This is a genomic window from Variovorax sp. 05N34 (assembly GCF_056397405.1).
Genome location: NZ_JBFTNI010000006.1, coordinates 136852 through 162441 on the forward strand (window position 1 = coordinate 136852; position 25590 = coordinate 162441).

24 protein-coding genes are annotated in these 25590 nt (G+C 63.4%); 19 read left to right on the forward strand and 5 right to left on the reverse strand.

Annotation, left to right across the window (positions count from 1 at the left end):
* Positions 1-243: 243 nt before the first annotated feature.
* The 10 genes from AC1DMA_RS17700 (at position 244) to dnaJ (ending at position 10967) form a co-directional block, all read left to right on the forward strand.
* On the forward strand, positions 244-1053 hold the full coding sequence (locus AC1DMA_RS17700; RefSeq protein ID WP_478128028.1) for an NAD-dependent epimerase/dehydratase family protein: 810 nt from the start codon (positions 244-246) through the stop codon (positions 1051-1053).
* Positions 1050-2348, forward strand: coding sequence for an MFS transporter (locus tag AC1DMA_RS17705; protein WP_478127907.1), 1299 nt, complete (start codon positions 1050-1052; stop codon positions 2346-2348). Before AC1DMA_RS17700 ends, AC1DMA_RS17705 begins: the two co-directional genes overlap by 4 nt.
* A gap of 23 nt (positions 2349-2371) precedes the next feature.
* Positions 2372-3946, forward strand: a complete 1575-nt coding sequence (gene garD, locus AC1DMA_RS17710) for a galactarate dehydratase (RefSeq protein ID WP_478145191.1) — start codon at positions 2372-2374, stop codon at positions 3944-3946.
* 95 nt (positions 3947-4041) lie between these two features.
* A complete protein-coding gene (locus AC1DMA_RS17715) occupies positions 4042-5037 on the forward strand; it encodes a Bug family tripartite tricarboxylate transporter substrate binding protein (protein ID WP_478145028.1) in 996 nt (331 codons plus the stop codon).
* A 130-nt stretch (positions 5038-5167) separates the two neighbouring features.
* On the forward strand, positions 5168-6016 hold the full coding sequence (asd, locus tag AC1DMA_RS17720; RefSeq protein ID WP_478125825.1) for an archaetidylserine decarboxylase: 849 nt from the start codon (positions 5168-5170) through the stop codon (positions 6014-6016).
* A 183-nt stretch (positions 6017-6199) separates the two neighbouring features.
* On the forward strand, positions 6200-6550 hold the full coding sequence (locus AC1DMA_RS17725) for a winged helix-turn-helix transcriptional regulator (RefSeq protein WP_478145029.1): 351 nt from the start codon (positions 6200-6202) through the stop codon (positions 6548-6550).
* 90 nt (positions 6551-6640) lie between these two features.
* Positions 6641-6991, forward strand: coding sequence for an FKBP-type peptidyl-prolyl cis-trans isomerase (locus AC1DMA_RS17730; protein ID WP_478145030.1), 351 nt, complete (start codon positions 6641-6643; stop codon positions 6989-6991).
* A gap of 131 nt (positions 6992-7122) precedes the next feature.
* A complete protein-coding gene (gene grpE, locus AC1DMA_RS17735; RefSeq protein ID WP_478145031.1) occupies positions 7123-7698 on the forward strand; it encodes a nucleotide exchange factor GrpE in 576 nt (191 codons plus the stop codon).
* A 103-nt stretch (positions 7699-7801) separates the two neighbouring features.
* Positions 7802-9736, forward strand: coding sequence for a molecular chaperone DnaK (dnaK, locus tag AC1DMA_RS17740; protein WP_478145032.1), 1935 nt, complete (start codon positions 7802-7804; stop codon positions 9734-9736).
* A 100-nt stretch (positions 9737-9836) separates the two neighbouring features.
* Positions 9837-10967, forward strand: coding sequence for a molecular chaperone DnaJ (gene dnaJ / locus AC1DMA_RS17745; RefSeq protein ID WP_478125820.1), 1131 nt, complete (start codon positions 9837-9839; stop codon positions 10965-10967).
* Between the two features lie 279 nt (positions 10968-11246).
* Here dnaJ and AC1DMA_RS17750 read toward each other — a convergent pair whose 3' ends face one another.
* From AC1DMA_RS17750 to AC1DMA_RS17760, 3 genes are all read right to left on the reverse strand, one after another.
* A complete protein-coding gene (locus AC1DMA_RS17750) occupies positions 11247-11951 on the reverse strand; it encodes a molybdate ABC transporter substrate-binding protein (RefSeq protein WP_478145033.1) in 705 nt (234 codons plus the stop codon).
* Positions 11948-12943: a tripartite tricarboxylate transporter substrate binding protein gene (locus AC1DMA_RS17755; RefSeq protein WP_478145034.1), complete on the reverse strand. Its 996-nt coding sequence runs from the start codon at positions 12941-12943 to the stop codon at positions 11948-11950. The genes AC1DMA_RS17750 and AC1DMA_RS17755 overlap by 4 nt, the downstream gene beginning before the upstream one ends.
* Positions 12944-13124: 181 nt before the next feature.
* A complete protein-coding gene (locus tag AC1DMA_RS17760; RefSeq protein WP_478125817.1) occupies positions 13125-13796 on the reverse strand; it encodes a FadR/GntR family transcriptional regulator in 672 nt (223 codons plus the stop codon).
* Between the two features lie 120 nt (positions 13797-13916).
* Between AC1DMA_RS17760 and AC1DMA_RS17765 the strand changes: the two genes are divergently transcribed.
* The 5 genes from AC1DMA_RS17765 (at position 13917) to AC1DMA_RS17785 (ending at position 21056) form a co-directional block, all read left to right on the forward strand.
* Positions 13917-14789: a fumarylacetoacetate hydrolase family protein gene (locus AC1DMA_RS17765; protein WP_478145035.1), complete on the forward strand. Its 873-nt coding sequence runs from the start codon at positions 13917-13919 to the stop codon at positions 14787-14789.
* Positions 14790-14816: 27 nt separating this feature from the next.
* Positions 14817-15788, forward strand: coding sequence for a tripartite tricarboxylate transporter substrate binding protein (locus tag AC1DMA_RS17770; protein ID WP_478145036.1), 972 nt, complete (start codon positions 14817-14819; stop codon positions 15786-15788).
* Between the two features lie 518 nt (positions 15789-16306).
* Positions 16307-18229, forward strand: coding sequence for a PrkA family serine protein kinase (locus AC1DMA_RS17775; protein WP_478125814.1), 1923 nt, complete (start codon positions 16307-16309; stop codon positions 18227-18229).
* A gap of 29 nt (positions 18230-18258) precedes the next feature.
* Positions 18259-19542 carry a YeaH/YhbH family protein gene (locus tag AC1DMA_RS17780; protein ID WP_478125860.1) on the forward strand — a complete coding sequence of 428 codons (1284 nt, stop codon included), beginning with the start codon at positions 18259-18261 and terminating at the stop codon, positions 19540-19542.
* Positions 19428-21056, forward strand: coding sequence for a SpoVR family protein (locus AC1DMA_RS17785; RefSeq protein ID WP_478145192.1), 1629 nt, complete (start codon positions 19428-19430; stop codon positions 21054-21056). The genes AC1DMA_RS17780 and AC1DMA_RS17785 overlap by 115 nt, the downstream gene beginning before the upstream one ends.
* A 9-nt stretch (positions 21057-21065) precedes the next feature.
* Here the strand turns inward: AC1DMA_RS17785 and AC1DMA_RS17790 are convergent, their stop codons facing one another.
* Both AC1DMA_RS17790 and aroQ read right to left on the reverse strand, forming a co-directional pair.
* Positions 21066-21701: a DNA-3-methyladenine glycosylase I gene (locus AC1DMA_RS17790; protein ID WP_478145037.1), complete on the reverse strand. Its 636-nt coding sequence runs from the start codon at positions 21699-21701 to the stop codon at positions 21066-21068.
* Complete coding sequence (gene aroQ, locus AC1DMA_RS17795; protein WP_478145038.1) at positions 21701-22156, reverse strand: type II 3-dehydroquinate dehydratase; 456 nt, start codon at positions 22154-22156, stop codon at positions 21701-21703. The genes AC1DMA_RS17790 and aroQ overlap by 1 nt, the downstream gene beginning before the upstream one ends.
* On the opposite strand from aroQ, the gene AC1DMA_RS17800 reads away from it, so the two are divergent.
* The 4 genes from AC1DMA_RS17800 to fghA are packed head-to-tail and all read left to right on the forward strand — an operon-like array spanning position 22155 to position 25584.
* Positions 22155-22694, forward strand: a complete 540-nt coding sequence (locus AC1DMA_RS17800) for an RbsD/FucU family protein (RefSeq protein ID WP_478145039.1) — start codon at positions 22155-22157, stop codon at positions 22692-22694. The genes aroQ and AC1DMA_RS17800 overlap by 2 nt on opposite strands.
* A 2-nt stretch (positions 22695-22696) precedes the next feature.
* Positions 22697-23533: an amidohydrolase family protein gene (locus AC1DMA_RS17805; RefSeq protein WP_478145040.1), complete on the forward strand. Its 837-nt coding sequence runs from the start codon at positions 22697-22699 to the stop codon at positions 23531-23533.
* A gap of 43 nt (positions 23534-23576) precedes the next feature.
* Complete coding sequence (locus tag AC1DMA_RS17810; RefSeq protein ID WP_478145041.1) at positions 23577-24683, forward strand: S-(hydroxymethyl)glutathione dehydrogenase/class III alcohol dehydrogenase; 1107 nt, start codon at positions 23577-23579, stop codon at positions 24681-24683.
* Positions 24684-24717: 34 nt separating this feature from the next.
* Positions 24718-25584: an S-formylglutathione hydrolase gene (gene fghA, locus AC1DMA_RS17815; protein WP_478145193.1), complete on the forward strand. Its 867-nt coding sequence runs from the start codon at positions 24718-24720 to the stop codon at positions 25582-25584.
* Positions 25585-25590 lie beyond the last annotated feature (6 nt).

Here is a 25590-nt window from a genome sequence, read left to right on the forward strand (position 1 = left end):
CAATCATAGAACTGTGCGGAGGTTGTCCTAGCACTTCCAACAACAAGTCGCTTTGTTGTAGGACATCCAATGATGGGTTGCGCGTTTTCGCAATCATGTGGCAGCATTCAGCTACAAATCCACCGCAGAAACTTGGGTTTACCCTGATAAAAGCCGGCCAGAAGATCGAACATAGTCGCTACTTGTCATCGGACATCTGATGAGTAGACGGAGACTTTCATGCCCCCTTCACCCGAAATTACGTTGAAAAAAATCGCGTTGAGCGGCGCCGGCGGCCAGCTCGGCGCCGTTCTGCGCAAGGCGTTGGTCGCCCGAGGGCTCCCCTTGCGCTCCGCCGCCGGCCGCACGGCGCTCGTGCCGCTGGTCGACGGCGAAGACGTGATGCACGGCGACCTGCGCGATGGCGCCGTGGTCGACCGGCTGCTCGAAGGCGTCGACGTGCTGATCCACCTTGCAGGCACGAGCGTGGAGCGCCCGTTGCCCGAGATCATCGACAACAACCTGAGCGCCCTGGTCGCGGTCTATGAAGGTGCGCGCCGGCAGGGAGTGCGCCGCGTCGTCTTCGCGAGCTCCAACCATGCGATCGGCATGTACCCGGTCACCGAGCATCTCGGCCTCGATTGCGCGTTGCGCCCCGACGGTTTCTACGGGCTGAGCAAGGTCTGGGGCGAAGCGCTTGCGCGCATGTACTGGGACAAGCACGGCATCGAAAGCGTCTGCGTGCGCATCGGCAGTTGCCTCGAACGGCCGACCGAACCGCGCCACCTGAGCACGTGGTTCGGCCACGAGGATTTCCTGCACTTCATCGATCGCTGCATCGAAGCCGAGCACGTGGGGTTCACCGTCGTGTGGGGCGTCTCGGCCAACAAGCGCAGCTGGTGGAACAACCGCGGCGCCGAACACCTGGGCTTTCGGCCCACGCAAGACGCGGAGGCGTACGCCGCGGAAATCCTGGCCCGGCCGAACCCACTCGATGCCTTGGGCCAACGTTTTCAGGGCGGCAGCTTCGTCGGCCTGGACTACTCGCGCAAAGACCAAGGAGACACGCAATGAAGATCAAGGGCATTCGCTGGTGGATGGTCGCTCTGGTTTCGGCCGGATTGATCGTCAACTACCTCGCGCGCAACACGCTTTCGGTGGCGGCCCCCACGCTGATGAAAGACCTGAACATCACGACCGAGCAGTACTCGCACATCGTGGTGGCCTGGCAGCTCTGCTATGCATTCATGCAGCCGGTCGCGGGCTATCTGCTCGACACGATCGGCACCAAGCTCGGCTTCGGGCTCTTCGCGCTGGCGTGGTCGCTGGCCTGCGCTGCGGCGGCCTGGTCGACCAACTGGCAGAGCCTTGCGTTCTTTCGCGGACTGCTGGGGCTCACCGAAGCGGCCGGCATTCCGGCGGGCGTGAAGGCGACGACAGAATGGTTCCCCGCCAAGGAGCGGTCGGTTGCAATCGGCTGGTTCAACATCGGCTCGTCGATCGGCGCACTGCTCGCGCCGCCGCTGGTGGTGTGGTCGCTGATGCACGGGCAATGGCAATGGGCTTTCCTGATCGTCGGCGGCCTGGGCATCGTCTGGAGCTTCGTCTGGATGCTGCTGTATCGCCATCCGCGTGACCAGAAGCGCCTGTCGGACACCGAGCGCGACTACATCCTCGCCGGCCAGGAAGCCAAGCACAGCGATGCCGGCGCGACCAAGCGTCGCTGGACCGAGATGATCCGCAGCCGCGACTTCTGGGCCATCGGCATTCCGCGCATCCTCTCCGAGCCGGCCTGGCAGACCTTCAATGCATGGATTCCGCTCTACATGATGACCGAGCGGCACATGAACCTGAAGGAAGTGGCGATGTTCGCGTGGATGCCTTTCCTCGCGGCGGACATCGGCTGCGTGCTGGGCGGCTATCTCAGTCCGCTGTTCCACAAGTACTTCGGCGTGTCGCTGTTCACGTCGCGCAAGATGGTCTTCGTCGTCGGCGCGCTGTTCATGATCGGCCCGGCCAGCGTCGGCTTCGTCGAGAGCCCCTACATGGCGATCGCGCTGCTGTGCATCGGCGGCTTCGCGCACCAGACGCTCTCGGGCGCGCTGTATTCAATCACCTCCGACATGTTCGGGAAGAACGAGGTTGCCACGGCGACGGGGATGGGCGGTATGGCGGGCTACCTGGGCGCTGCCGCGTTCACGGCGTTGTTCGGCGTGCTCGTCACGCAAATCGGCTACAGCCCGCTCTTCGTCGTGCTCGCGGTCTTCGACATCATCGCGGCAGTGGTCGTGTGCCTGCTGGCTCGAAGCGGCGATCGGACACCTACCGCCCGTTGGGCGCCCGTGGGCGCAGGAGCGATGGCCAAGTGAGCGACCTGAGCAACTCGGGCAACATGACGAAGCCCCTCTACATCACCATGCACGATCGTGACAACGTCGCGATCGTGGCCAACGACGGCGGCCTGCCCGCCGGCACCGTGTTCCCCTCGGGCCTCACGCTGGCCGACAAGGTCCCGCAGGCGCACAAGGTAGCCCTGGTGGACATCCCCGAAGGCGGCGAAGTGCGCCGCTACAACGTCACCATCGGCTATGCGCTCAAGGACATCCCCGCAGGCAGCTGGGTGCACGAGCGGCTGCTCAGGATGCCGGCCGCGCGAGAGCTCACGGGCCTGCCCATCGCGACGGTCAAGCCGCCCGAGATGCCTCCGCTGGAGGGCTACACCTTCGAGGGCTATCGCAATCCGGACGGCTCCGTCGGCACCCGCAACATCCTGGCGATCACGCAGACCGTGCAGTGCGTGGCGGGCGTGACGGACTTCGCGGTGCAGCGCATCAAGGCTGAGCTGCTTCCGAAATACCCGAACGTCGATGACGTGGTGGCGCTGGAGCACACCTACGGCTGCGGTGTGGCCATCGATGCGCCGGACGCCRTCGTGCCGATCCGCACGCTGCGCAACATCAGCCTCAATCCGAACTTCGGCGGCGARGTGATGCTGGTGAGCCTGGGCTGCGAGAAGCTGCAGCCCGAGCGCCTGATGCCGCCGGGCACGATTCCTCTGATCGACGAGCGAAATGTGGCGGACGTCGGCGAGAACGCGGACAGCAAGCTCGAYGTCGTCTGCCTGCAGGACGAAGCGCACGTGGGCTTCATGTCGATGATCGATTCGATCATGCGCCAGGCCGAAGAGCATCTGGAGCGCCTGAACGCGCGGCGCCGCGAAACCGTGCCYGCGAGTGAACTGGTCGTGGGCGTGCAGTGCGGCGGCAGCGATGCGTTCTCCGGCGTCACGGCCAACCCGGCAGTGGGYTTTTGCACCGACCTGCTCGTGCGCGCKGGCGCSACGGTGATGTTCTCYGAAGTGACYGAAGTGCGCGACGGGATCGACCAGCTCACCTCGCGCGCGACCACGCCCGAAGTGGCCGAAGCGATGATCCGCGAGATGGCCTGGTACGACGCCTACCTGGACAAGGGCCGCGTAGACCGCAGCGCCAACACCACGCCGGGCAACAAGAAGGGCGGCCTGTCCAACATCGTCGAGAAGGCGATGGGCTCGATCGTGAAGTCGGGCAGCGCGCCGATCTCGGGCGTGATCTCGCCGGGCGAGAAGGTGCGCCAGAAGGGGCTGATCTATGCGGCCACWCCGGCGAGCGATTTCATCTGCGGCACGCTTCAGTTGGCTGCCGGCATGAATCTGCATGTGTTCACCACGGGCCGCGGCACGCCCTACGGCCTGGCGCAGGTGCCGGTCATCAAGGTCGCCACGCGCGAAGACCTCGCGCGCCGCTGGCACGACCTGATGGACATCAATGCCGGAACCATCGCCACCGGAGAGAAGACCATCGCCGACGTCGGCTGGGAGATGTTCAGGCTGATGCTCGACGTCGCCAGCGGCCGCAAGAAGACCTGGGCGGAGCAGTGGAAGCTGCACAACGCGCTCGTGCTTTTCAACCCCGCGCCGGTGACCTGAACCAAGTCCACAGCAAGATCACAGCAACACCACGCAACCAAGTTCCGCGACCTCCAACAATCTCAAGCGCGGCATTCCAACCCTGGAGACAAATCATGCGACGTCGCACCCTCATCCAAACCGCCACTCTCGCTTCGCTCGGCGGAGTCCTTGCGCAACTGCCCGCCTTCGCAGAAGGCCAGTGGCCGACGGGAAAGGCCATCACCTATCTCGTACCTTTCCCCGCGGGCGGCACGACCGACGTGCTCGGCCGCCTGATCGCCCAGAAGCTGGGACCGGCGCTCGGCACCAATGTCATCGTCGACAACAAGGGCGGCGCCGGTGGCAGCGTTGGCTCCGAGGTGGCCTCCCGGGCTGCGCCTGACGGCTACACGCTGCTGGGCGGCACGATCAGTTCGCACGCGATCAACGTGAGCCTCTATCCACGGATCGGCTACGACCCGATCAAGTCGTTCACCCCGGTCACGCTGATCGGCACCAATCCCGTGGTGCTGGTCGTCAACCAGGCCAGTCCGTACAAGACGCTGAAAGACGTGCTTGCGGCCAGCAAGGCCAAGCAAGGCGGCTTGTCGTCGGCTTCGGCCGGCACGGGCACCTCGCAGCATCTGGCGCTCGAACTGCTGGCCTACAAGTCCGGCGTCAAGTTCACGCACATCCCGTACAAGGGAAGCGGCCCGGCCATCCAGGACGTGATCGGCGGACAGGTCGACATGATGTTCGACACCACGGTGGTGGCCGGTCCGCACATCCAGAGCGGAAAGCTGCGTGCCATCGCCGTGACTTCCGCCAAGCGGCTGCCTTCGATGCCGGATGTGCCCACGGTGGCAGAGTCGGGCGTGCCCGGACTCGCCGATTTTGAAGTCGTGTCGTGGCAGGCGATCTTCGTGCCCGCCGGCACGCCCGCACCGATCGTCGACCGCCTGCACAACGAGATCCGCAAGATCCTCGCGCAGCCCGACATGCAGGAAAAGCTCAAGAGCTTCGGCATGGAGCCGGCCGACATGACGACCGCGCAGATCGCTGCCTTCCAGAAGGCCGAGGTCGAGAAGTGGGCGCAGGTGATCAAGGCCGCGAACATCAAGGCGGAATGAACTGGCCCCCCACGCTCCGTCACTTCGTGTACTCGCTGCCCCCCGAGGGGGCCGCAGGCCGCCTTGGGGCGGCCCGGCGCCGGCCTGAGCGGTCTATAGAATCGTCGATCCCCTTGTCGAAAACGCAGCCTTGTCCGATCGCTTTGCCGTCCTTCCGCAGTACCTGCTCCCCAAGCAAGCGCTGACCTCTTTCGCCGGATGGGTTGCCGGCAAGGAGCGCGGCGCCGTGACGACCTGGATCATCCGGCGCTTCGTCGCCAAATACGGCGTCGACATGGGCGAAGCCCTCGACAGCGACATCGCCAGCTACCCGAGCTTCAACGCCTTCTTCACGCGTGCCCTGAAGCCCGGCGCGCGCCGGATTGCACAGGCAGATCTGGTGTCCCCCGTCGATGGCGCCATCAGCCAGTTTGGCGCGATCCAGGGCGACCAGATCTTCCAGGCAAAGGGCCACAGGTACTCGACGACCACGCTGGTCGGCGGCGACGCCACACTCGCCGCGCAATTCGCGCACGGCAGTTTTTCGACGCTGTATCTGAGCCCCAGGGATTACCACCGCATCCACATGCCATGCGACGGCCGCCTGCTGCGCATGATCCACGTGCCCGGCGACCTTTTCTCCGTGAATCCGACCACCGCGCGCGGCGTGCCCGGCCTCTTCGCGCGCAACGAGCGTGTGGTTTGCGTCTTTGAGACGGCACGCGGCCCGTTCGTGCTGGTGCTGGTCGGCGCAACCATCGTCGGCAGCATGGCGACGGTATGGCATGGCGTCGTCAATCCGCCGCGCGGCGGGGAAGTGCGCGAATGGCACTACGCCGACAAGCAGATCACGCTTGGGCAAGGCGAGGAAATGGGCCGCTTCCTGCTTGGCTCGACGGTCGTGATGCTGTTTCCGGCGCCGCCGGTGGTGTTCAACCCGGCCTGGGCGCCGGCGCGGCCGGTGCGCCTCGGCGAGGCCATGGCGAACTACGCCGACTAGGCCAATCCAGCCACGCGGTGTAGCCAAAGGGCTACAGCCCGCAGCAGGCTTGCACCGACAGCTATAAAACTTGTAGCAGCCTACCTTTCGGGCTATAGTCGCCGGCCATTTCGGGTGGTCACGTACCCGTCACAAGAAGAACAGGCGGACATCAGCCCGCCGCTCCCCGAGGAGATGAAGTCGATGAGCAGCAAGGAAAACGCAGCCGTCAGCCAATTGCTCGCGCTGCTGGAAGCTCGCTACGCGCTGCGCGTCCTCTGGGCTCTTCGGGACGGACATGCGCAAACCTTCCGGCTTTTGCAGGACAGCGTCGGCAGCATCACACCCAACACGCTCAACACCCGCATCAAGGAACTCCGCGAAGCGGGCCTCGTCAATCACGGCAGCGAGGGCTACAGCCTGACCCTCAGCGGACAGGATCTGCTCAAGCGCCTTTCCGACCTTCAAGCCTTTGCCGGCAAATGGCATCAGGTTCGGCAGCAGGGGCAGCAGCAGCAGGGGCAAGTCAAGAAAACGCCGCCCTCCACGCCCTGAGCCAACGCGCCCTTCTTCGGGCCCTGGCAAGCGGCTGGCCCGGGCTCGTTAAACTGCGCGGTTTCCTTCCACATTCCCAAGGAGCGCACCATGCCCACCACTCCCTCTGGCCTCCAGTACGAAGACACCACCGTCGGCGACGGCGCCGAAGCAAAGGCTGGCCACCACGTACACGTGCACTACACCGGCTGGCTCTTCAACGACGGCGTGCAGGGCGCCAAGTTCGACTCCAGCCATGACCGCAACGACCCGTTTGCCTTCTCGCTCGGCGCCGGGCAGGTCATCAAGGGCTGGGACGAAGGCGTCGCCGGCATGAAGATCGGCGGCAAGCGCACCTTGATCATTCCGGCCGCCCTGGGCTATGGCGCCCGCGGTGCCGGCGGCGTCATCCCGCCGAATGCGACGCTGAAGTTCGACGTCGAGTTGCTCGACGCGCACTGAGCCGATCCGGGGTCCTCAAAATGCGCCTCACGGCGCATTTTTTTGCCTTGAAAACCCCTGCGGCAGGCCCAAGATGCCTGCCTATCCATCGTTTTCGTTGATTCCCGGCCTGGCCGCCGGCTTTTATGAGCATGTCAGACCCGCAAAACCCCCCATCGAATCCTGAAATCCTGCAAGGCGAGCCCAGCCCCGAAGAGCTGGAAGCCGCGCAAGCCGCCAACGAAGCCGACGCGTTGGACGCAGCCCAAGCCGCCCAGGCCGAAGTTGCCGCGCTCAAGGCAAAGAACGCAGAGCTGACCGATCAGGTCCTGCGCGCGCAAGCCGACGTGCAGAACGCTCGCCGCCGCGCCGATGAAGAAGTCAGCAAGGGCCGCAAATTCGCGATCGAGGGATTTGCGGAAAGTCTTTTGCCTGTGCTGGACAGCCTGGAAGCCGGGCTGGCGGTGCAGGAGGCGACGATCGAGCACCTGCGCGAGGGCACCGAAGCCACGCTGCGGCAACTCAAGAGCGCGCTCGAGCGCAACAAGGTCATCGAAATCGCGCCGCCCGCCGGCAGCAAGTTCGACCCGCACCTGCACCAGGCGATTTCAGTCGTGCCCGCCGCGGGACAAGCGCCCAACACCGTCGTGGGCGTCCTGCAAAAGGGCTACACGATCGCCGACCGCATCCTTCGCCCCGCGCTCGTGACCGTCAGCAGCCCGAGCTGAAACCCACAAGAAACCCACAGGAAACCCCCGTTTCATCCCTTGAATCGCACCCGGTTATCCACAAGTTCACAACAACCTTATTTCAGATCCCAGGAGCAACAACATGGCCAAAATCATCGGCATCGACCTCGGCACCACGAATTCGTGCGTGTCGATCATGGAAGGCAACGTCACGCGTGTGATCGAGAACTCTGAAGGCGCCCGTACGACGCCTTCGATCGTGGCCTACCAGGAAGACGGCGAAGTGCTGGTCGGCGCCTCGGCCAAGCGTCAGGCGGTCACCAACCCCAAGAACACGATCTACGCCGTCAAGCGACTGATCGGACGCAAGTTCGAGGAAAAAGAAGTCCAGAAGGACATCGACCTGATGCCCTACAGCATCACCAAGGCCGACAACGGCGACGCCTGGGTCGAAGTGCGCGGCAAGAAGCTCGCTCCCCAGCAGATCAGCGCCGAAATCCTGCGCAAGATGAAGAAGACCGCCGAAGACTATCTCGGCGAAACCGTGACCGAAGCGGTGATCACCGTGCCGGCCTACTTCAACGACAGCCAGCGCCAAGCCACCAAGGACGCCGGCCGCATCGCGGGCCTGGACGTCAAGCGCATCATCAACGAGCCGACGGCGGCAGCACTGGCCTTCGGCCTGGACAAGCAAGACAAGGCCGACCGCAAGATCGCCGTGTATGACCTCGGCGGCGGCACCTTCGACATCTCCATCATCGAGATCGCGGACGTCGACGGCGAAAAGCAGTTCGAAGTGCTGTCGACCAACGGCGACACCTTCCTGGGCGGTGAAGACTTCGACCAGCGCATCATCGACTACATCATTTCCGAGTTCAAGAAGGACCAGGGCGTCGATCTGAGCAAGGACGTTCTCGCGCTGCAGCGCCTGAAGGAAGCCGCCGAAAAGGCCAAGATCGAACTGTCGAACAGTGCCGCGACCGACATCAACCTGCCCTACATCACGGCCGATGCGTCAGGTCCAAAGCACCTGAACATCAAGCTGACCCGCGCCAAGCTCGAAAGCCTGGTCGACGAACTGATCGAGCGCACCATTGCGCCCTGCCGCACCGCCATCAAGGATGCCGGTGTGAGCGTGACCGAGATCAGCGATGTCATCCTGGTCGGCGGCATGACCCGCATGCCGAAGGTGCAGGACAAGGTCAAGGAGTTCTTCGGCAAGGACCCGCGCAAGGACGTGAATCCCGATGAAGCCGTCGCCGTCGGCGCTGCCATCCAGGGCCAGGTGCTCTCGGGCGACCGCAAGGACGTGCTGCTGCTGGACGTGACCCCGCTGTCGCTCGGCATCGAGACGATGGGCGGCGTGATGACCAAGATGATCACGAAGAACACCACGATCCCGACCAAGTTCGCGCAGACCTTCTCCACGGCCGAGGACAACCAGCCGGCGGTGACGATCAAGGTGTTCCAGGGCGAGCGCGAAGTCGCTTCGGGCAACAAGCTGCTCGGCGAATTCAACCTCGAAGGCATTCCGCCGGCATCGCGCGGCACGCCGCAGATCGAAGTCAGCTTCGACATCGACGCCAACGGCATCCTGCACGTCGGCGCCAAGGACAAGGGCACCGGCAAGGAAAACAAGATCACCATCAAGGCCAACTCGGGCCTGTCGGAAGACGAGATCCAGAAGATGGTGAAGGATGCCGAACTGAACGCGGCCGAGGACAAGAAGAAGGTCGAACTGGCGCAGGCCCGCAATCAGGGCGAAGCCATGGTCCACAGCGTGAAGAAGTCGCTCGGCGAACACGGCGCGAGCCTGGAAGCCGGCGAGAAGGAAAAGATCGAAGCCGCGATCAAGGACGTCGAGGAAGCCCTCAAGGGTGAAGACAAGTCCGCGATCGAGGACAAGACCAACACGCTGATGACCGCCAGCCAGAAGCTCGGCGAGAAGATGTACGCCGACGCGCAGGCTGCGGCCGGCGCAGCAGGCGGCGCGGCCGGCGCCCACCCGGAAGCTGCAAGTGCTCCGGCGGACGACAACGTGGTCGACGCCGAAGTCAAGGAAGTCAAGAAGGGCTGATCTGCATGCCCTGAACCAAGGCTGGACCCGCTGCAAGGTGGTCCAGCCTTTTCCGCTTCCTGACCCTGCTTCCTGAAGACGACTCCGCCCGACCTCGACCATGGCCACCAAACGCGACTACTACGAAACCCTCGGCGTTCCCAAGAACGCCAGCGAAGAGGAAATCAAGAAGGCTTATCGCAAGCTTGCGATGAAGCACCACCCCGACCGCAACCACGGGGACTCCAAGGACGCCGAGATCAAGTTCAAGGAGGTCAAGGAAGCTTACGAAATGCTGTCGGATCCGCAAAAGCGCGCCGCGTACGACCAGTACGGCCACGCGGGTGTCGACCCCAACATGCGCGGCGGCCCGGGTGCGGAAGGCTTCGGCGGCTTCGCTGAAGCGTTCGGCGACATCTTCGGGGACGTCTTCGGGCAGCGCGCCGGTCGCCAGGGCGGGCGGCAGGTGTATCGCGGCAGCGACCTGAGCTACGCGATGGAAGTCACGCTCGAGGAAGCGGCCGACGGCAAGGACGCCCAGATCCGCATTCCCACCTGGGACGATTGCGGCACCTGCAAGGGCACCGGCGCCAAGCCGGGCACCAAGCCGATCACTTGCACGACCTGCCACGGCCAAGGCGCGGTGCAGATGCGCCAGGGCTTCTTCAGCGTGCAGCAGACCTGCCCGACCTGCCATGGGTCCGGCAAGATCATTCCGGAACCATGCACGACCTGTCATGGCCAGGGAAAGATCAAGAACAACAAGACGCTGGAAGTGAAGATCCCGGCCGGCATCGACGACGGCATGCGGATTCGCAGCACCGGCAACGGCGAGCCCGGGACCAATGGCGGGCCGCCGGGCGATCTCTATATAGAGATACGCCTCAAGAAGCATGAGTTGTTCGAGCGCGACGGTGACGATCTTCACTGCGTCGTGCCGGTCAGCATCACGACGGCGGCGCTTGGCGGCGAAATCAGCGTCCCGACGCTCAAGGGGCCGGCCGCGATCGACATTCCCGACGGGACCCAGAGCGGCAAGCAGTTCCGCCTGCGCGGCAAGGGCATCAAGGGCGTGCGGTCGAGCTACCCGGGCGACCTGTATTGCCATGTGCGCGTCGAAACGCCGGTCAAGCTCACGGAGCACCAGCGCAAATTGCTGAAGGAACTCGACGAGTCGCTCAAGAAGGGTGGCGAGAAGCACAGCCCCACCGACAAGGGGTGGTTCGACAAGGCGAAAGAATTCTTTAGTTAGGTGTTGTTCGCCCCCAGGCTGCGCGCACTTCGTGTCGCTTCGCCTACCCCCTGACCGGGGGCAACACCGGCGGCCTGGCGAAGCCAGTTCCGCGGTGTTTCACGAAAGGCGGGGCTGGAGAGGGCTTGGGCTGGTTAGAAGATTAACGCTTCGCCGGGTTGGCGGTAGCCAGCGCGATCTGGCCAACCGRTTGCGGGCGCCGACAGCCAGCCGGCTCAGCGTTTGCAGAATCGTCATGCGCTTTTCACCGTCGGTTGGATCATGAAAAGTTCCCGTCCGCTAGGGGCCGGGTGCGGTGAATTCGAAGCCGCCCTGCGCGCGAAGGCAGCGCGACCGGGGGCCTGCGATCAAGTCCACGAAACGCCGTGCAAGTTCGGGCTGCTGCGCCTTCGCGCTGACTGCGGCCGTGTAGACGGTGGCCAATTCAAAGGCATCCGGCAGAGGCCCCACGAGTGCGACGCCCGGCGTGTAGTTGATTTCGGTGATCTGGGTGCAACCGATGGCGCCCGGCCCGACGTGGGAGGCGAGTTCTTTCATGGCTGTGGCGCCGTTGGGAAACGTGCGCAGGCGCGACGCTACTGTCTCGGCGATCCCGAGCTTCCCAAGAACCGCCGCGAAATGGATGCCGGCGGTCGAGCGCAATGCATCTGGAAAATAGATCGCCTTCGCAGCCAGCAAACTGGCTTTCAGCGCCTCGGGCGAGCCGACTTGCGGCAACGGCTCGCCCTGTCGGACGGCGATGCCGGTGCGAACGCGCCCTAGCGCAGCTTCCGAGTCTTGCACCAGCCGACGCTCGGCCCGCAGATCGGCAACCATGGCGGCCGTGGCGATCATCACGTCGCAAGGCTCTCCGGCAAGCAGCGCTTCCTTCATGGCGCCGACCGCGCCGAAACGGCCCTCGACCTTGGCGCCGGTGAGTTCCAGGAACACGCCTTGCAGCGCCCTCACCAGCCCCTGGGCCGCCCCCGCACACAGGATGTTCATTGGTCCGCCTTTGCGCCCGACACCTTGACGATCCGCGCCCATTTCGCGATGTCCTGATTCATATATCGCGTGAAATCGGCGACGTTCATCTGCATGGGTGTCGCGCCTTGCGCTTTCCAGGCCCGAATCACGTCGGGGTTCGACGCGATTTTCTGGACCTCGGCGTTCAGGCGGTCGACGACGGCGGCGGGCGTACCTTTGGGCGCCATCAGGCCCAGCCAGATCGTCGCTTCGTATTTGGGCACGCCGGCTTCGTCCACGGTCGGCACGTCGGGCATGACGGCCGAACGCGTGAGGCCGGTGGTTGCGATCGCCTTCACGCGGCCGCCGCGCACATGCTCGGTCATGGTCGGTACGGCGTCGAACATCATGTCCACCTGGCCGCCCAGCACGTCAGTGCGCGCACCGGCGCTGCCCCTATAGGGGATGTGGAGGATCGACACCCCTGCCATGGCCTTGAAGAGTTCGCCCGCCAGGTGATAAGGCGTGCCGGGGCCGGAAGACGCATAGGTCAGCGCGCCGGGCTTGGCCTTTGCCAACGCGATCAACTCGCCCAGGTTGTTGACCGGCAACCCGCTGCGAGTGACCAGCACGAGATCCGACGAGTTGATGGGCGTCACCGGGACAAAGTCGCGCATCAACTGGTAAGGCTTGTTCGGGATGAGCGATTCGTTGACCGTATGCGCGTTCGACATCAGGAGCAGTGTGTAACCATCCGGCGGGCTCTTTGCCGCAGCCTCGGTGCCGATGACCGATCCCGCGCCCGGCCGGTTGTCGACCACGAACCCTTGCCCGAGGGACTCCTGCAGGCGCACCGCAACAAATCGTGCGTAGACGTCGGCCGGTCCGCCGGCGGCAAACGGCACGATGATCCGCACCGGATGCGACGGATAGTCCTGCGCATTGGCCGCCACGAACGGGGCCGACGCAATCAAGGCTGCAGCCCAGCAGTGCGGCGCGAGGCGCAGACATCGACTCCATAGTGTGTTCACGGTTGTCTCCAGGAGCGCCCCGGCCCGGCAGGCTCAGTCAATTGGTATGAATTGGTATGCCTCCACGCCAATCCAGGCCAATATACCGGCGGGCCCGGACCGGGTCAATGCGAGGGCGGGTTTCCGCTAGTCCAACGGCGCGCAGGCTCGCTGTCCCAGCGTTACGGTGCGCCACGCACCGTCAATAGCCGAGCAAGTTTTTCCGCACATGAACCAGGTGGCCGAGGCAGAGTTCGCTCGCTCGCGCTCCGTCGCGATCCTTCAACGCCGCCACAAGGTCGCGATGCTCGCGCTGGTAGGCGAGCCGGCGTTCGGGCGTTGCGCTGCGCCGCTTCAGCATGCCCCATTCGCTCTGCGCACGGACTTCGTTCATGCGTTGGAAGACAGTGGAAATGAACGCGTTGTGAGCGGCATCAGCGATCGCCTCATGCAGCTTGCCGTCCCACAATTCGAACTCCTCGATGGTGGCGGCGGCCTCGCCTCGCTCGCAGCAGTTTTCCATTCTTTCGAAGTCTGCAGTGGTCGCGTTGCCGATCACCATGGCGATGATGGCGGGTTCGAGCACCAGTCGGGCGCTCATCAGCTCGGCCGGACTGGTTGCCAGCGGCGACTCGCCACTGCTGATGTCGGCGAGCGCGCGGCCCACTTCGTCGCTCACGTAGGTGCCGCTGCCGACCGTCTGAGTGATCAACCCCCTGCCCTTCAGGTCCGCGAGCACGCGGCGAACGGTCGACCGGCTGAGCCCGTATTGGCTGCTCAACTCCCGTTCGGTCGGCAAGCGATGGCCGGCCCGCCACGCGCGCGACTTCAGGTTTTCGAGGATGGCTTCCCGCAAGTTCAGGGCACTGTGCACGATCGCAGATGGATTGAATTGAAGAGAGCGCGCCGACCCTGGCGGTCCGGACGCGGGCTGGGCTCTATTGTGGACTTGGTATTCGATTGGTAGCATTTGGTCGCCATAGAGGAGATCATTGTGCGCATTGCAACCTATCAATATCAAGGCCGCAGGCACGTCGGCCTTGTCTCCGACGATCGACTGACCGTCACGCCGCTTCAACTCGACCCCGCCGCGGCCCTTCGCGGGGCGTTGCCCCTCATCGAATCACACGCTTCTGGCGCATCCGCGCTGCCGACTGCGGGCAGCCCCATCGCTTTGGGCGACGTCAAGCTGGAAGCGCCGATCCCGCTGCCGCGCCGGAACATCTTCTGCGTCGGCCGCAACTACCACGCGCATGCAAAGGAGTTGTCGGGCTCGGTGTTCAAGAACAGTGCGGCCAGCGTCGATGCGTGGCCCATCGTCTTTACCAAGGTGCCCGAGTGCGTCATCGGGCCCCACGACCCGGTGCAATTGCCCGGCGAGGCCATTTCGGCGCAGATCGACTACGAAGCGGAACTGGCGGTGGTGATCGGCAAAAGCGGCCGCAACATTTCGCGGGCCGACGCGATGTCGCATGTGTTCGGCTACACCATCGTCAACGACGTCACGGCGCGCGACGTGCAAATGCGGCACCAGCAATGGGACCTGGGCAAGTCCTTCGACACCTTCTGCCCGATGGGGCCCTGGATCGTGACTGCCGACGAACTTGATGGCACGCGTACCCGGGTGCGCTGCTGGGTCAACGGCGAAGCGCGACAGGACGGCCAGACCACCGATCTCATCTTCGACATTCCCACGCTGATCGAAACCTGCTCCCGCGGCATCACGCTGCACGCGGGGGACATGATCGCGACCGGCACCCCCGCCGGAGTCGGCATGGGTCTGACGCCGCCGCAGTACCTCAAGCCGGGCGACGTCGTTCGCATCGAGATCGACGGGCTGGGCGTGCTCGAGAACCGGTTCGTCTGATTACCCGACACAACGGAGACAACAAACATGCACCCCTCACGACGTGCGCTGCTGGGCGCCGCGCTGATCACCGCCGCTGCGAGCGCACTCGCGCAAAGCTCATGGCCTGAAAAACCGATCACGATGATCGTGCCCTTTCCGCCCGGCGGCGTTGCCGATACCGTGGCGCGGCCAGTTGCCGAAGCCTTGTCACGCGAGCTCAAGCAGCCGGTCATCGTCGAGAACAGGGCCGGCGCCGGTGGCGCGGTCGGCATCGGCTACGTCGCGCGAGCACCGGCGGACGGTTACACAGTGCTGATGAGCCTGTCCTCCATCTCCATCCTTCCGGAAGCCGACGTCATCCTGGACCGCAAGCCCGCTTACCAGATGAGCCAGTTCAAGCCGATCGCGCGCTTTACCGCCGATCCGACCGTACTGGTCGTGCGCGCGGATGCGCCATGGAAGACGCTCGCCGACTTTGTCGCGGACGCACGCGCCAAGCCCGGTGCCTACAACTATGGGAGCTCCGGCAACTACGGCACCATGCATGTGCCGATGGAAATGCTGAAGAACTCCGCAGGATTTCGCATGACGCACATTCCTTACACCGGAGCGGGTCCGGCCGTCGTTGCGCTTCTCGGAGGCCAGGTCGATGCGGTCGCGAGCGGACCGTCCACGGTGGTGCAGCAGATCAAGGGCGGCAGACTGCGCGCGCTCGCGCATTGGGGCGATCAGCCGCTGGCGGCGCTTCCGGATGTGCCGAGCCTTTTGCAGTCCGGCTACAAGGTGAAGTTCGCGCAGTGGTCGGGGCTCTTCGTTCCTGCGGGAACGCCCGAAGACATCGTTCGCAAGCTCAGGGCCGCATCTGCAAAGGTTGCAGCGGACCCTGCCGTCGCGCAGGTGATCGAAAAGGCGGGAAGTCCGATCGCCTATCTGGATGCGCCAGAGTTCCAGACCTACTGGAATGCGGATGCAAGCGCCATGACAGAGGCTGTGCGAAAGATCGGCAAGGTCGAATGACCCTTCGAAAATCGGCGAAAAAAGGCGGCCCAATGGCCGCCTTTTTGTTGTGCGCCGGCCATCTTGTGAATACCGATGCGAGATTCTCACCTCTTCAGTGTTTATTCGTAAGCCGGCAGCACGGCTCAAGCGTTGCAAACCCATAGAAATAGATCTTCAAGATATATGGAAAGCACCGACAGCCGCACGCGACGAAACCGGACAGGTTACGCTGGTGTGGACGCGTGAGCATCTTGTGCATCTCGTGCGGGAGGTCCGCCATGCGCGTCATGCGGACTTGGAAATTGCGATTGATCGAGGTTCGTGCAACTTTTACTCTGAACTTTCCAACTTCGTTGTGGTTCTTATCCGAAAAGCAATTTGCTGGACGCGTTCTTTGTTCTATGCTTTGAGCGAGTTCCTGCTTGAGGAGTTAATCCAAAGCGTGCACACATCACCTGGCACCATTCCTGCGAACGATGCAACGTGTGCAGCACGGAGACTCCGGGCAGCGCCCCGCTGACTCGATGGAGGTGTCTATGGATGTCATCAGTAACTTCGCCGCTCGTTACGAGCGTACGCGCGAAGAGGTCCTGTCCCTGCAGGAATATCTTGAGGTCTGCAAGCGGGAGCCCATGGCGTACGCCACCGCGGCCGAGCGCATGCTCGAAGCCATCGGCGAGCCCGAACTGGTGGACACTCGAAACGACCCTCGCCTGTCGCGAATCTTCGCGAACAAGGTGATCAAGATCTACCCTGCGTTCCGCGAGTTCTACGGCATGGAAGATGCCATCGAACAGGTGGTGTCGTACTTCCGGCACGGCGCGCAGGGCCTCGAGGAAAAAAAGCAGATCCTCTATCTGCTTGGCCCAGTGGGCGGCGGCAAGAGCTCCATCGCGGAGCGTCTCAAGCAGCTCATGGAACACGTGCCCTTCTACTCCATCAAGGGCTCGCCGGTGAATGAATCGCCGCTCGGTCTCTTCGATGCGTCGGAAGACGGCGAGATCCTCGAGAAGGAATACGGCATCCCGCGCCGCTACCTGCAGCGCATTCTGTCGCCATGGGCGGTGAAGCGGCTCGAAGAGTACGGCGGGGACATCCGCAAGTTCCAGGTAGTCAAGCGCTACCCCTCGGTGCTGCGGCAGATCGCGGTCGCCAAGACCGAGCCTGGCGATGAGAACAACCAGGACATCTCGTCGCTGGTCGGCAAGATCGACATCCGCAAGCTGGAGGACTACGCGCAGGACGATCCTGACGCCTACGCCTACTCCGGCGGCCTCTGCCTCGCCAACCAGGGCCTGCTCGAATTCGTCGAGATGTTCAAGGCGCCCATCAAGGTGCTGCATCCGCTGTTGACGGCCACCCAGGAAGGCAACTTCAAGGGCACTGAAGGCTTCGGCGCCATTCCGTTCGACGGCATCGTGCTCGCGCACAGCAACGAGAGCGAGTGGAAGGCCTTCCGCAACAACAAGAACAATGAAGCGTTTCTCGATCGGATCTACATCGTCAAGGTGCCGTACTGCCTGCGTGTGTCCGAAGAGATCAAGATCTATGAGAAGCTGGTGCGCAACTCATCACTGGCGCATGCGCCCTGCGCGCCTGGAACGCTACGCATGATGGCGCAGTTCTCGGTGCTCACGCGCCTGAAGGAGCCCGAGAACTCCAGCATCTTCAGCAAGATGCAGGTCTACGACGGCGACAACCTGAAGGACACCGACCCCAAGGCCAAGTCCATTCAGGAGTACCGCGACTACGCGGGTGTCGACGAAGGCATGAGCGGTGTCTCGACACGCTTCGCGTTCAAGATCATCTCGAAGGTCTTCAACTTCGACAGCAGCGAGGTCGCGGCGAATCCGGTGCACCTGATGTATGTGCTCGAACAACAAATCGAGCGCGAGCAGTTCGCGCCCGAGACCGAGCAGAAGTACCTGTCGTACATCAAGGAGCTGATGGCGCCGCGCTATGCGGAGTTCATCGGCAAGGAGATCCAGACGGCGTACCTCGAAAGCTACTCGGAGTACGGCCAGAACATCTTCGACCGTTACGTCACCTACGCCGACTACTGGATCCAGGACCAGGAGTACCGCGACCAGGACACGGGAGAAGTCTTCGACCGTGGATCGCTCAACGCAGAACTGGAAAAGATCGAAAAGCCCGCGGGCATCAGCAATCCCAAGGACTTCCGAAACGAAATCGTCAACTTCGTGCTGCGCGCGCGCGCCGGCAATGCAGGCAAGAACCCGCTGTGGACCAGCTATGAAAAGCTCCGCACGGTGATCGAGAAGAAGATGTTCTCGAACACCGAAGAGCTTCTGCCGGTCATCAGCTTCAATGCCAAGAGCAGCGCCGACGAGCTCAAGAAGCACGAGGATTTCGTCAATCGCATGGTGCAGAAGGGCTACACCGCCAAGCAGGTGCGTCTGCTGTGCGAATGGTATTTGCGCGTACGCAAGAGTTCATGATGAGTTGAAGAAGGAGGTCTGGCGTGGCAATGCTGCAGCAGATCATCGACCGTCGGTTGTCAGGCAAGAACAAGTCCATCGGCAACCGCGAGCGTTTCCTGCGGCGCTATCGCGAGCAGATCGGCGAAGCCGTGCGGCGCGCGGTCAGCGGCCGCGGCATCCGCGATCTCGAGCAGGGCGAGGACATCACGCTGCCCAAACGCGATGTGTCGGAGCCTGTGTTCGGTCACGGCCAGGGCGGCGACCGTGAATATGTGCATCCGGGCAACAAGGAGTACGTCAAGGGCGACCGCATCGAACGGCCGCAGGGCGGCGGCGGCTCTGGCAGCGGCTCGCAGGCCGGTGACGGCGAAGGCGGCGAGGACGATTTCGTCTTCCGCCTGACAAAGGAAGAGTTCATGCGGGTCTTCTTCGAAGACCTCGCCCTGCCCCATCTGGTTCGCACGCAGCTGGCCGAAGTCCCGGAGTGGAAGAGCCATCGGGCTGGCTTCGTAAGCGACGGCAACCCGAGCAACCTGCATGTCGTGCGCTCGATGCGTGGCGCGCTGGCGCGACGCATCGCGCTCGGCGGCGACTCCCGGCGCGAGATCCGCGAACTCGAAGCGCACCTGCTTCATCTGCAGCGCAGCCCCCGTGTCGCCGATGCCCTCGTGCAGCGTGAAATCCGCGAAACCGAAGCCAAGCTCGAAGAGTTGCGCAGCAAGGCCAAGCACGTGCCTTTCCTCGATCCGATCGACCTGCGCTATCGCAATCGCGTGCGGGTACCGGTTCCTTCCGCCAAGGCGGTGATGTTCTGCCTGATGGACGTCTCGGGTTCGATGGACGAGTCGCGCAAGGACATGTCCAAGCGCTTCTTCATGCTGCTGTACATGTTCCTGACGCGGCACTACGAGAAGATCGACCTGGTCTTCATCCGCCACCACACACAGGCTGCCGAAGTCACCGAAGAAGAGTTCTTCCACGCGACGGAGACGGGCGGCACCGTGGTTTCGAGCGCACTCACGCTGATGCTCGACATCGTTCGGGCGCGCTATCCGAGCAGCGAATGGAACATTTATGGTGCGCAGGCCAGCGACGGCGACAACTGGCACCAGGACAGCGGCCGGTGCCGTGAGCTCCTGAGCGAACACCTGCTGCCGCTGGTGCGCTACTACGCCTATGTGCAGGTTGCCGAAGCCGAACAGAACATGTGGGAGGAATACAGCCAGCTGATCGACTCGCACAAGAACTTCGCGATGCGCAAGGTTTCCGACGCGCAGGACATCTATCCGGTGTTCCGCGAGTTGTTCAAGAAAGAAAGAGGACCGGCGTGAACGAAAAGACACGAACGCCCTTGCCCAGTCCTTCGGACTGGACTTTCGAGCTGATAGAGCAATACCACGGCGAGATCGCCCGGGTGGCGCGCGGCTACAAGCTGGACACCTACCCCAACCAGCTCGAGATCATCACCGCCGAGCAGATGATGGACGCCTATGCCTCAGTGGGCATGCCGGTCATCTATCGCCACTGGTCCTACGGCAAGCAGTTCATCTCGACCGAGAAGAACTATCGCCGCGGCCACATGGGACTGGCCTACGAGATCGTCATCAACTCCGATCCGTGCATCGCCTATCTGATGGAAGAGAACACCATGGCGATGCAGTCGCTGGTGATCGCCCATGCCGCCTACGGCCACAACAGCTTCTTCAAGGGCAACTATCTCTTCAAGATGTGGACGGACGCGTCCTCGATCATCGACTATCTCGTCTACGCGCGGCACTACATCAGCGAATGCGAGGAGCGCCATGGGGTGTCGGCGGTCGAAGACCTGATCGACTCCTGCCATGCGCTGATGAATCACGGGGTCGACCGCTATCGCCGTCCTCAACGGCTGTCCCTCAGCCAGGAACAGGCACGCCGCGAGGAACGCGAGCATCACCTCCAGCAACAGGTGAATGACCTCTGGCGCACGCTGCCCAAACGCGCCGGCCGCACCGCCGAGGAAGAAGAAGCAGCCAAGCGCTTCCCGGCAGAGCCGCAGGAAAACCTTCTCTACTTCATCGAGAAAAACGCACCATTGTTGGAGCCTTGGCAACGCGAAGTGGTGCGTATCGTGCGCAAGATCGGGCAGTACTTTTATCCGCAGCGGCAGACGCAGGTCATGAACGAGGGCTGGGCAACCTTCTGGCACTACACGCTGCTCAACACGCTCTATGACGAAGGCCTGCTGGCGGACGGTTTCATGATGGAGTGGCTGCAGTCGCACACCAACGTTGTCTTTCAGCCGCCGATCGGCCATCGGGCTTACAGCGGCATCAACCCTTATGCGCTCGGTTTCGCGATGTACACCGATCTGCGGCGCATCTGCGAGAAGCCGACCGAAGAAGACAAGCGCTGGTTCCCGGACATCGCTGGATCCGACTGGCAGACGTCGCTCGACTATGCGATGCGCAATTTCAAGGACGAGAGCTTCATCGGGCAGTTCCTGTCGCCCAAGCTGATGCGGGACTTCCGCTTTTTTGCGGTCAGCGACAAAGAAAGCGAATCCGAGCTCGAGGTGTCGGCCATCCACGACGACAGCGGCTACCGCCAATTGCGCGAATCGCTGTCACGCCAGTACGACCTGAACCATCGCGAGCCCAACATCCAGGTCTGGAGCGTGAACCTGCGCGGCGACCGCTCTCTCACGCTGCGCCACACGCAGCACAACAACCGTCCCCTGCACGACGACTCGCAAGAGGTGCTCAAGCACGTCGCGCGGCTGTGGGGCTTCGACGTACACCTCGAAAGCGTCGACGGCCAAGGCCGGATCAGCCACCGGAAAGTGTCGGGGCCGCAGGCGGCTTGAGGCAGTTGCTCAGTGCGGAAGCTTCAGCTTGGCGCGGGCGGCCAACGCCGACTCGCGCGCATGGCAGCCTTCGACGTGATCGTTGACCAGGCCCATTGCCTGCATGAATGCATAGACCGTCGTCGGGCCGACGAAGCTCCAGCCGCGCTTCTTCAGGTCTTTCGACATCGCGATCGACTCGGCGGATGTGGTCATCTCTCGCAGCGCGTCATGCGTGATGCGCTTCGGCCGCGTCGCCACATCCGGCTCAAAGCGCCACGCGTAGGCCGCGAGAGAGCCGAATTCCTCTCGCAGTTCGATCACGCGCTTGGCGTTGTTGATGGTTGATTCGATCTTGCCGCGATGCCGCACGATGCCAACATCGGCCAGCAGGCGCTCGATGTCCTTGGCGCCAAAGCGCGCCACGCGCTCGGCATCGAACTGCGCAAAGCCGCGCCTGAAGGCTTCGCGCTTGTTGAGAATCGTCAGCCAGCTCAAGCCCGCCTGAAAGCCCTCGAGGCACAGCTTCTCGAAAAGCCGGCGATCGTCCGTGACCGGAAAGCCCCACTCGCTGTCGTGATAGTCCTGGTAGACCTGCGTCGATTCGCACCACCGGCAGCGGAGGGTGCCATCGGGTGCCTCGAAGAGCCCTGCTCGCGTGCCCATCAGGCGGCGGCGCTCACGCGCACCAGCGCTTCGATCGCGAGCGGGTAGCCCTTCACGCCGAACCCGACGATGATCCCGCGCGCGGCTGGCGAGATGTATGAGTGATGCCTGAATTCCTCCCGCGCATGCACGTTCGAGATATGAAGCTCGACAAGCGGAACGCTCGCCCCCTTGATCGCATCGTGCAACGCCACGGACGTGTGTGTGTAGGCGCCCGGGTTCATCACCACGCCGAGCATGCGGCCAGCGGCGACCTCCCGACCGGCTTCATGGATCCAGTCGATGAGCATGCCTTCGTGATTGCTCTGGCGGCACTCGATCTCCACACCGACCTTGGCCCCCGCTTCCTGGCACATCCGCTCGACATCCGCGAGAGTTTCTTGCCCGTATTGCGCAGGCTCACGCGTTCCGAGCAGATTGAGATTGGGGCCATTGAGAACGAGGATCTTTGTCATGGTCCGTTTTTATCAGGTGTCGCAGCGCTCTACCACCAGTGCCAGTGCTACTGAACCTCTGGCCCTGGCCTCTGGATCCGCGGTAAAACACGCCATGCTGAAAACACTGGACCCCCTGCTCGGCGCCGACCTGCTTTACCTGCTGGCCTCGATGGGCCATGGCGACGAGATTGCCTTGGTCGACGCCAATTTTCCGGCAGCGGCTTGTGCGCGCAGGCTGGTGCGCATGGACGGCTGCGCCGCCGTGCCGGTGGTTGAGGCCGTGCTGAGCATTTTGCCGATCGACGATTTTGTCGACGCGCCGCTCGCCACCATGGCGGTGGTCGGGTCACCTGACGAAGTCCCGGACATCGTGCGCGAATTTCAGACGGCGGCCGAACAGGCGGAGGGCCGCGCGCTCCGCGCCGAATCGCTGCCTCGCGAAAGTTTCTATGCCAGAGCCCGCGAAGCCTTCGCGATCGTGCAGACCGGGGAAACGCGCCTGTACGGCAATGTGCTTTTGCGAAAAGGCGTCGTACGCGCAAAAGCCCAGGCTTGACCATGCGCATCGATTCGCACCAGCACTATTGGTCGCCGGCCTTCGGCGACTACGGCTGGCTGGAAGACACGCCTGCGCTGCACCCGATCCACCGAGATTTCGCCCCGGCCGATCTCGCACCCTTCCTCGATGCGGCCGGCATCGAAGGCACGGTGCTGGTGCAGGCGGCGCCGACAGAGGCCGAAACGTGGCGCCTGCTGACGCTGGCCGCTGACCCGGCCAGCCGTGTGCGCGCAGTCGTAGGCTGGACGGATCTTGCGGCGGCAGACGCGCCGCAGCGCATCCGCCGACTTGCGCAAGCGCCCTTGTTCAAGGGATTGCGGCCGATGCTGCAGGACTTGCCTGATGCGCAATGGATTCTCGACGCGCGCCTCGGACCGGCGATCCAGACGATGACGGAGCTTGGTTTGCGCCTGGACCTCCTGATCAAGCCTTACCAGATCGGAACCGCATTGGCGTTCGCGCAGCGCCATCCCGAGTTGCCGATGGTGATCGACCATGCCGCCAAGCCGGACATCGCACACGGCCAGTTCGAGTCCTGGGCCGGCGACATGGCGGAATTCGCGCGGTCCACGCCCGTTTTCTGCAAGCTTTCGGGCCTCGCCACAGAGGCCGCACCCGGCTGGGGCACGGTCACACTGCGCCCGTACGTTGATCATCTGCTTCGGCATTTCGGCCCCTCGCGGCTGATGTGGGGCAGCGATTGGCCGGTGTTGAACCTCGCAGGCAGCTATCCAGCGTGGATGGGGGCCACGCTCGAATTGCTCGACGCCCTTTCGCCTGCCGAACAGGATCAGATCCTGGGTGCGAATGCGGCGAAGTTCTATGGCATAAAGTGACGCATCTGGGACGTCCCCGCATCTTCACTTTTCCTGTCTTGCCATGAAAACCAAAGCCGCCGTCGCGTGGAAATCCGCCGCGCCCCTGACCATCGAAACCATCGACCTCGAAGGCCCCCGCTTCGGCGAAGTGCTGGTCGAAATCAAGGCCACGGGCATCTGCCACACCGACTACTACACGCTCTCCGGCGCTGACCCGGAAGGCATCTTCCCCGCCATCCTCGGCCATGAGGGCGCAGGCATCGTGGTCGACGTCGGCCCCGGCGTCACCACCCTCAAGAAGGGCGACCACGTCATCCCGCTCTACACGCCGGAATGCCGTCAGTGCAAGTTCTGCCTGTCGCGCAAAACCAACTTGTGCCAGCTCATCCGCGGCACGCAGGGCAAGGGTTTGATGCCTGATGGCAGCAGCCGCTTCAGCATCGACGGCAAGCCCATCTTTCACTACATGGGCACCAGCACCTTCAGCAACTACACAGTGGCGCCCGAGATTTCGCTGGCCAAGATCCGCGAAGACGCACCCTTCGACAAGGTCTGCTACATCGGCTGCGGCGTGACCACCGGTATCGGCGCGGTGATCTTCACGGCCAAGGTGGAAGCAGGCGCGAACGTTGTGGTCTTCGGTCTCGGCGGCATCGGCCTGAACGTGATCCAGGGCGCCAGGATGGTTGGCGCCGACAAGATCATCGGCGTGGACCTGAACCCCGCGCGCGAGGCAATGGCACGCAAGTTCGGCATGACGCATTTCATCAACCCGAAGGACACGCCCAATGTGGTGGACGCCATCGTGCAGCTCACCGATGGGGGCGCCGACTACAGCTTTGAATGCATCGGCAACACGCAGGTGATGCGCCAGGCGCTCGAATGCACGCACAAGGGTTGGGGCCGAAGCATCATCATCGGCGTGGCCGAAGCGGGCGCGGAGATCAGTACGCGGCCGTTCCAACTCGTCACTGGCCGCAAGTGGGAAGGCTCGGCCTTCGGCGGGGCCCGCGGACGCACCGATGTGCCGAAGATCGTCGACTGGTATATGGAAAACAAGATCAACATCGACGATCTCATCACGCACACCATGCCGCTGGAAGACATCAACAAGGGCTTCGACCTGATGAAGCGCGGCGAATCGATTCGCGGAGTCGTTCTTTACTAGTCGGGCAAGGAGCACGGCCATGAAGCGCATGGAAATGACCGACAGCCTGAAGACTCTCTCTGAACACCGTTGCTTTGGCGGGGTGCAAAGCTTTCACGAACACCCGTCCCGCGAGATCGGCCTGCCGATGCGGTTCTCGACTTTTCTGCCGCCGCAGGCGGAACGCGGTCCGGTGCCGGCGCTTGTCTATCTTGCCGGCCTGACCTGCAACGAGGAAACCTTCATGGTCAAGGCTGGCGCGCAGCGTATGGCCGCCGAACTCGGGCTCGCCCTGATTGCACCGGACACCAGCCCAAGAGGACCGAAGGCAGAAGGCATCGAAGGCGCGTCTTCGAGTTGGGACTTCGGCATCGGCGCCGGTTTCTATCTCGACGCGACGTCCGCTCCATGGGCCGAACACTGGCGGATTGAGAGCTGGCTGATGAACGAGCTGCTGCCTCTGGCAACGCAGGCGCTGCCCATCGATGAGCAACGCATCGGCATCTTCGGCCACTCGATGGGCGGACACGGCGCGCTCACGCTCGCGTTGCGGCATCCCGGCCGATTCAAGTCGCTTTCGGCGTTTGCGCCGATCTGCGCACCGAGCCAATGCCCGTGGGGCGAAAAGGCGTTCAGCGGCTACCTGGGGGAGGATCGCGATGCGTGGCTCGCCCATGACGCGTCGGCACTGATGCAATCGCAGACCGAGCTGCCCTTCCCCGGCGGCATCCTCATCGACCAAGGGCTTGCCGACAAGTTTCTCGCCGAGCAGTTGCATCCGCATGTGTTCGAGGCCGCCTGCCGCGCGGCCGGCCAGCCTCTCACGATGAGGCGTCATGAAGGCTATGACCACGGCTATTACTTCATCCAGAGCTTTGTCGCCGAGCACCTCGCGCACCATGACAAGTTGCTGCGAGCCTGAGCGGCT

What these genes read in the sequence shown, in the direction of transcription:
- AC1DMA_RS17725 (WP_478145029.1), top strand. Translation starts at nt 6,200, where the DNA reads ATGAGCAGCAAGGAAAACGCAGCCGTCAGCCAATTGCTCGCGCTGCTG.
- AC1DMA_RS17775 (WP_478125814.1), top strand. Translation starts at nt 16,307, where the DNA reads ATGGATGTCATCAGTAACTTCGCCGCTCGTTACGAGCGTACGCGCGAA.
- dnaK (WP_478145032.1), top strand. Translation starts at nt 7,802, where the DNA reads ATGGCCAAAATCATCGGCATCGACCTCGGCACCACGAATTCGTGCGTG.
- fghA (WP_478145193.1), top strand. Translation starts at nt 24,718, where the DNA reads ATGACCGACAGCCTGAAGACTCTCTCTGAACACCGTTGCTTTGGCGGG.
- dnaJ (WP_478125820.1), top strand. Translation starts at nt 9,837, where the DNA reads ATGGCCACCAAACGCGACTACTACGAAACCCTCGGCGTTCCCAAGAAC.
- AC1DMA_RS17770 (WP_478145036.1), top strand. Translation starts at nt 14,817, where the DNA reads ATGCACCCCTCACGACGTGCGCTGCTGGGCGCCGCGCTGATCACCGCC.
- AC1DMA_RS17780 (WP_478125860.1), top strand. Translation starts at nt 18,259, where the DNA reads ATGCTGCAGCAGATCATCGACCGTCGGTTGTCAGGCAAGAACAAGTCC.
- AC1DMA_RS17790 (WP_478145037.1), bottom strand. Translation starts at nt 21,701, where the DNA reads ATGGGCACGCGAGCAGGGCTCTTCGAGGCACCCGATGGCACCCTCCGC.
- AC1DMA_RS17810 (WP_478145041.1), top strand. Translation starts at nt 23,577, where the DNA reads ATGAAAACCAAAGCCGCCGTCGCGTGGAAATCCGCCGCGCCCCTGACC.
- AC1DMA_RS17715 (WP_478145028.1), top strand. Translation starts at nt 4,042, where the DNA reads ATGCGACGTCGCACCCTCATCCAAACCGCCACTCTCGCTTCGCTCGGC.
- grpE (WP_478145031.1), top strand. Translation starts at nt 7,123, where the DNA reads ATGTCAGACCCGCAAAACCCCCCATCGAATCCTGAAATCCTGCAAGGC.
- AC1DMA_RS17730 (WP_478145030.1), top strand. Translation starts at nt 6,641, where the DNA reads ATGCCCACCACTCCCTCTGGCCTCCAGTACGAAGACACCACCGTCGGC.
- AC1DMA_RS17750 (WP_478145033.1), bottom strand. Translation starts at nt 11,951, where the DNA reads ATGAACATCCTGTGTGCGGGGGCGGCCCAGGGGCTGGTGAGGGCGCTG.
- aroQ (WP_478145038.1), bottom strand. Translation starts at nt 22,156, where the DNA reads ATGACAAAGATCCTCGTTCTCAATGGCCCCAATCTCAATCTGCTCGGA.
- AC1DMA_RS17800 (WP_478145039.1), top strand. Translation starts at nt 22,155, where the DNA reads ATGGTCCGTTTTTATCAGGTGTCGCAGCGCTCTACCACCAGTGCCAGT.
- AC1DMA_RS17705 (WP_478127907.1), top strand. Translation starts at nt 1,050, where the DNA reads ATGAAGATCAAGGGCATTCGCTGGTGGATGGTCGCTCTGGTTTCGGCC.
- AC1DMA_RS17805 (WP_478145040.1), top strand. Translation starts at nt 22,697, where the DNA reads ATGCGCATCGATTCGCACCAGCACTATTGGTCGCCGGCCTTCGGCGAC.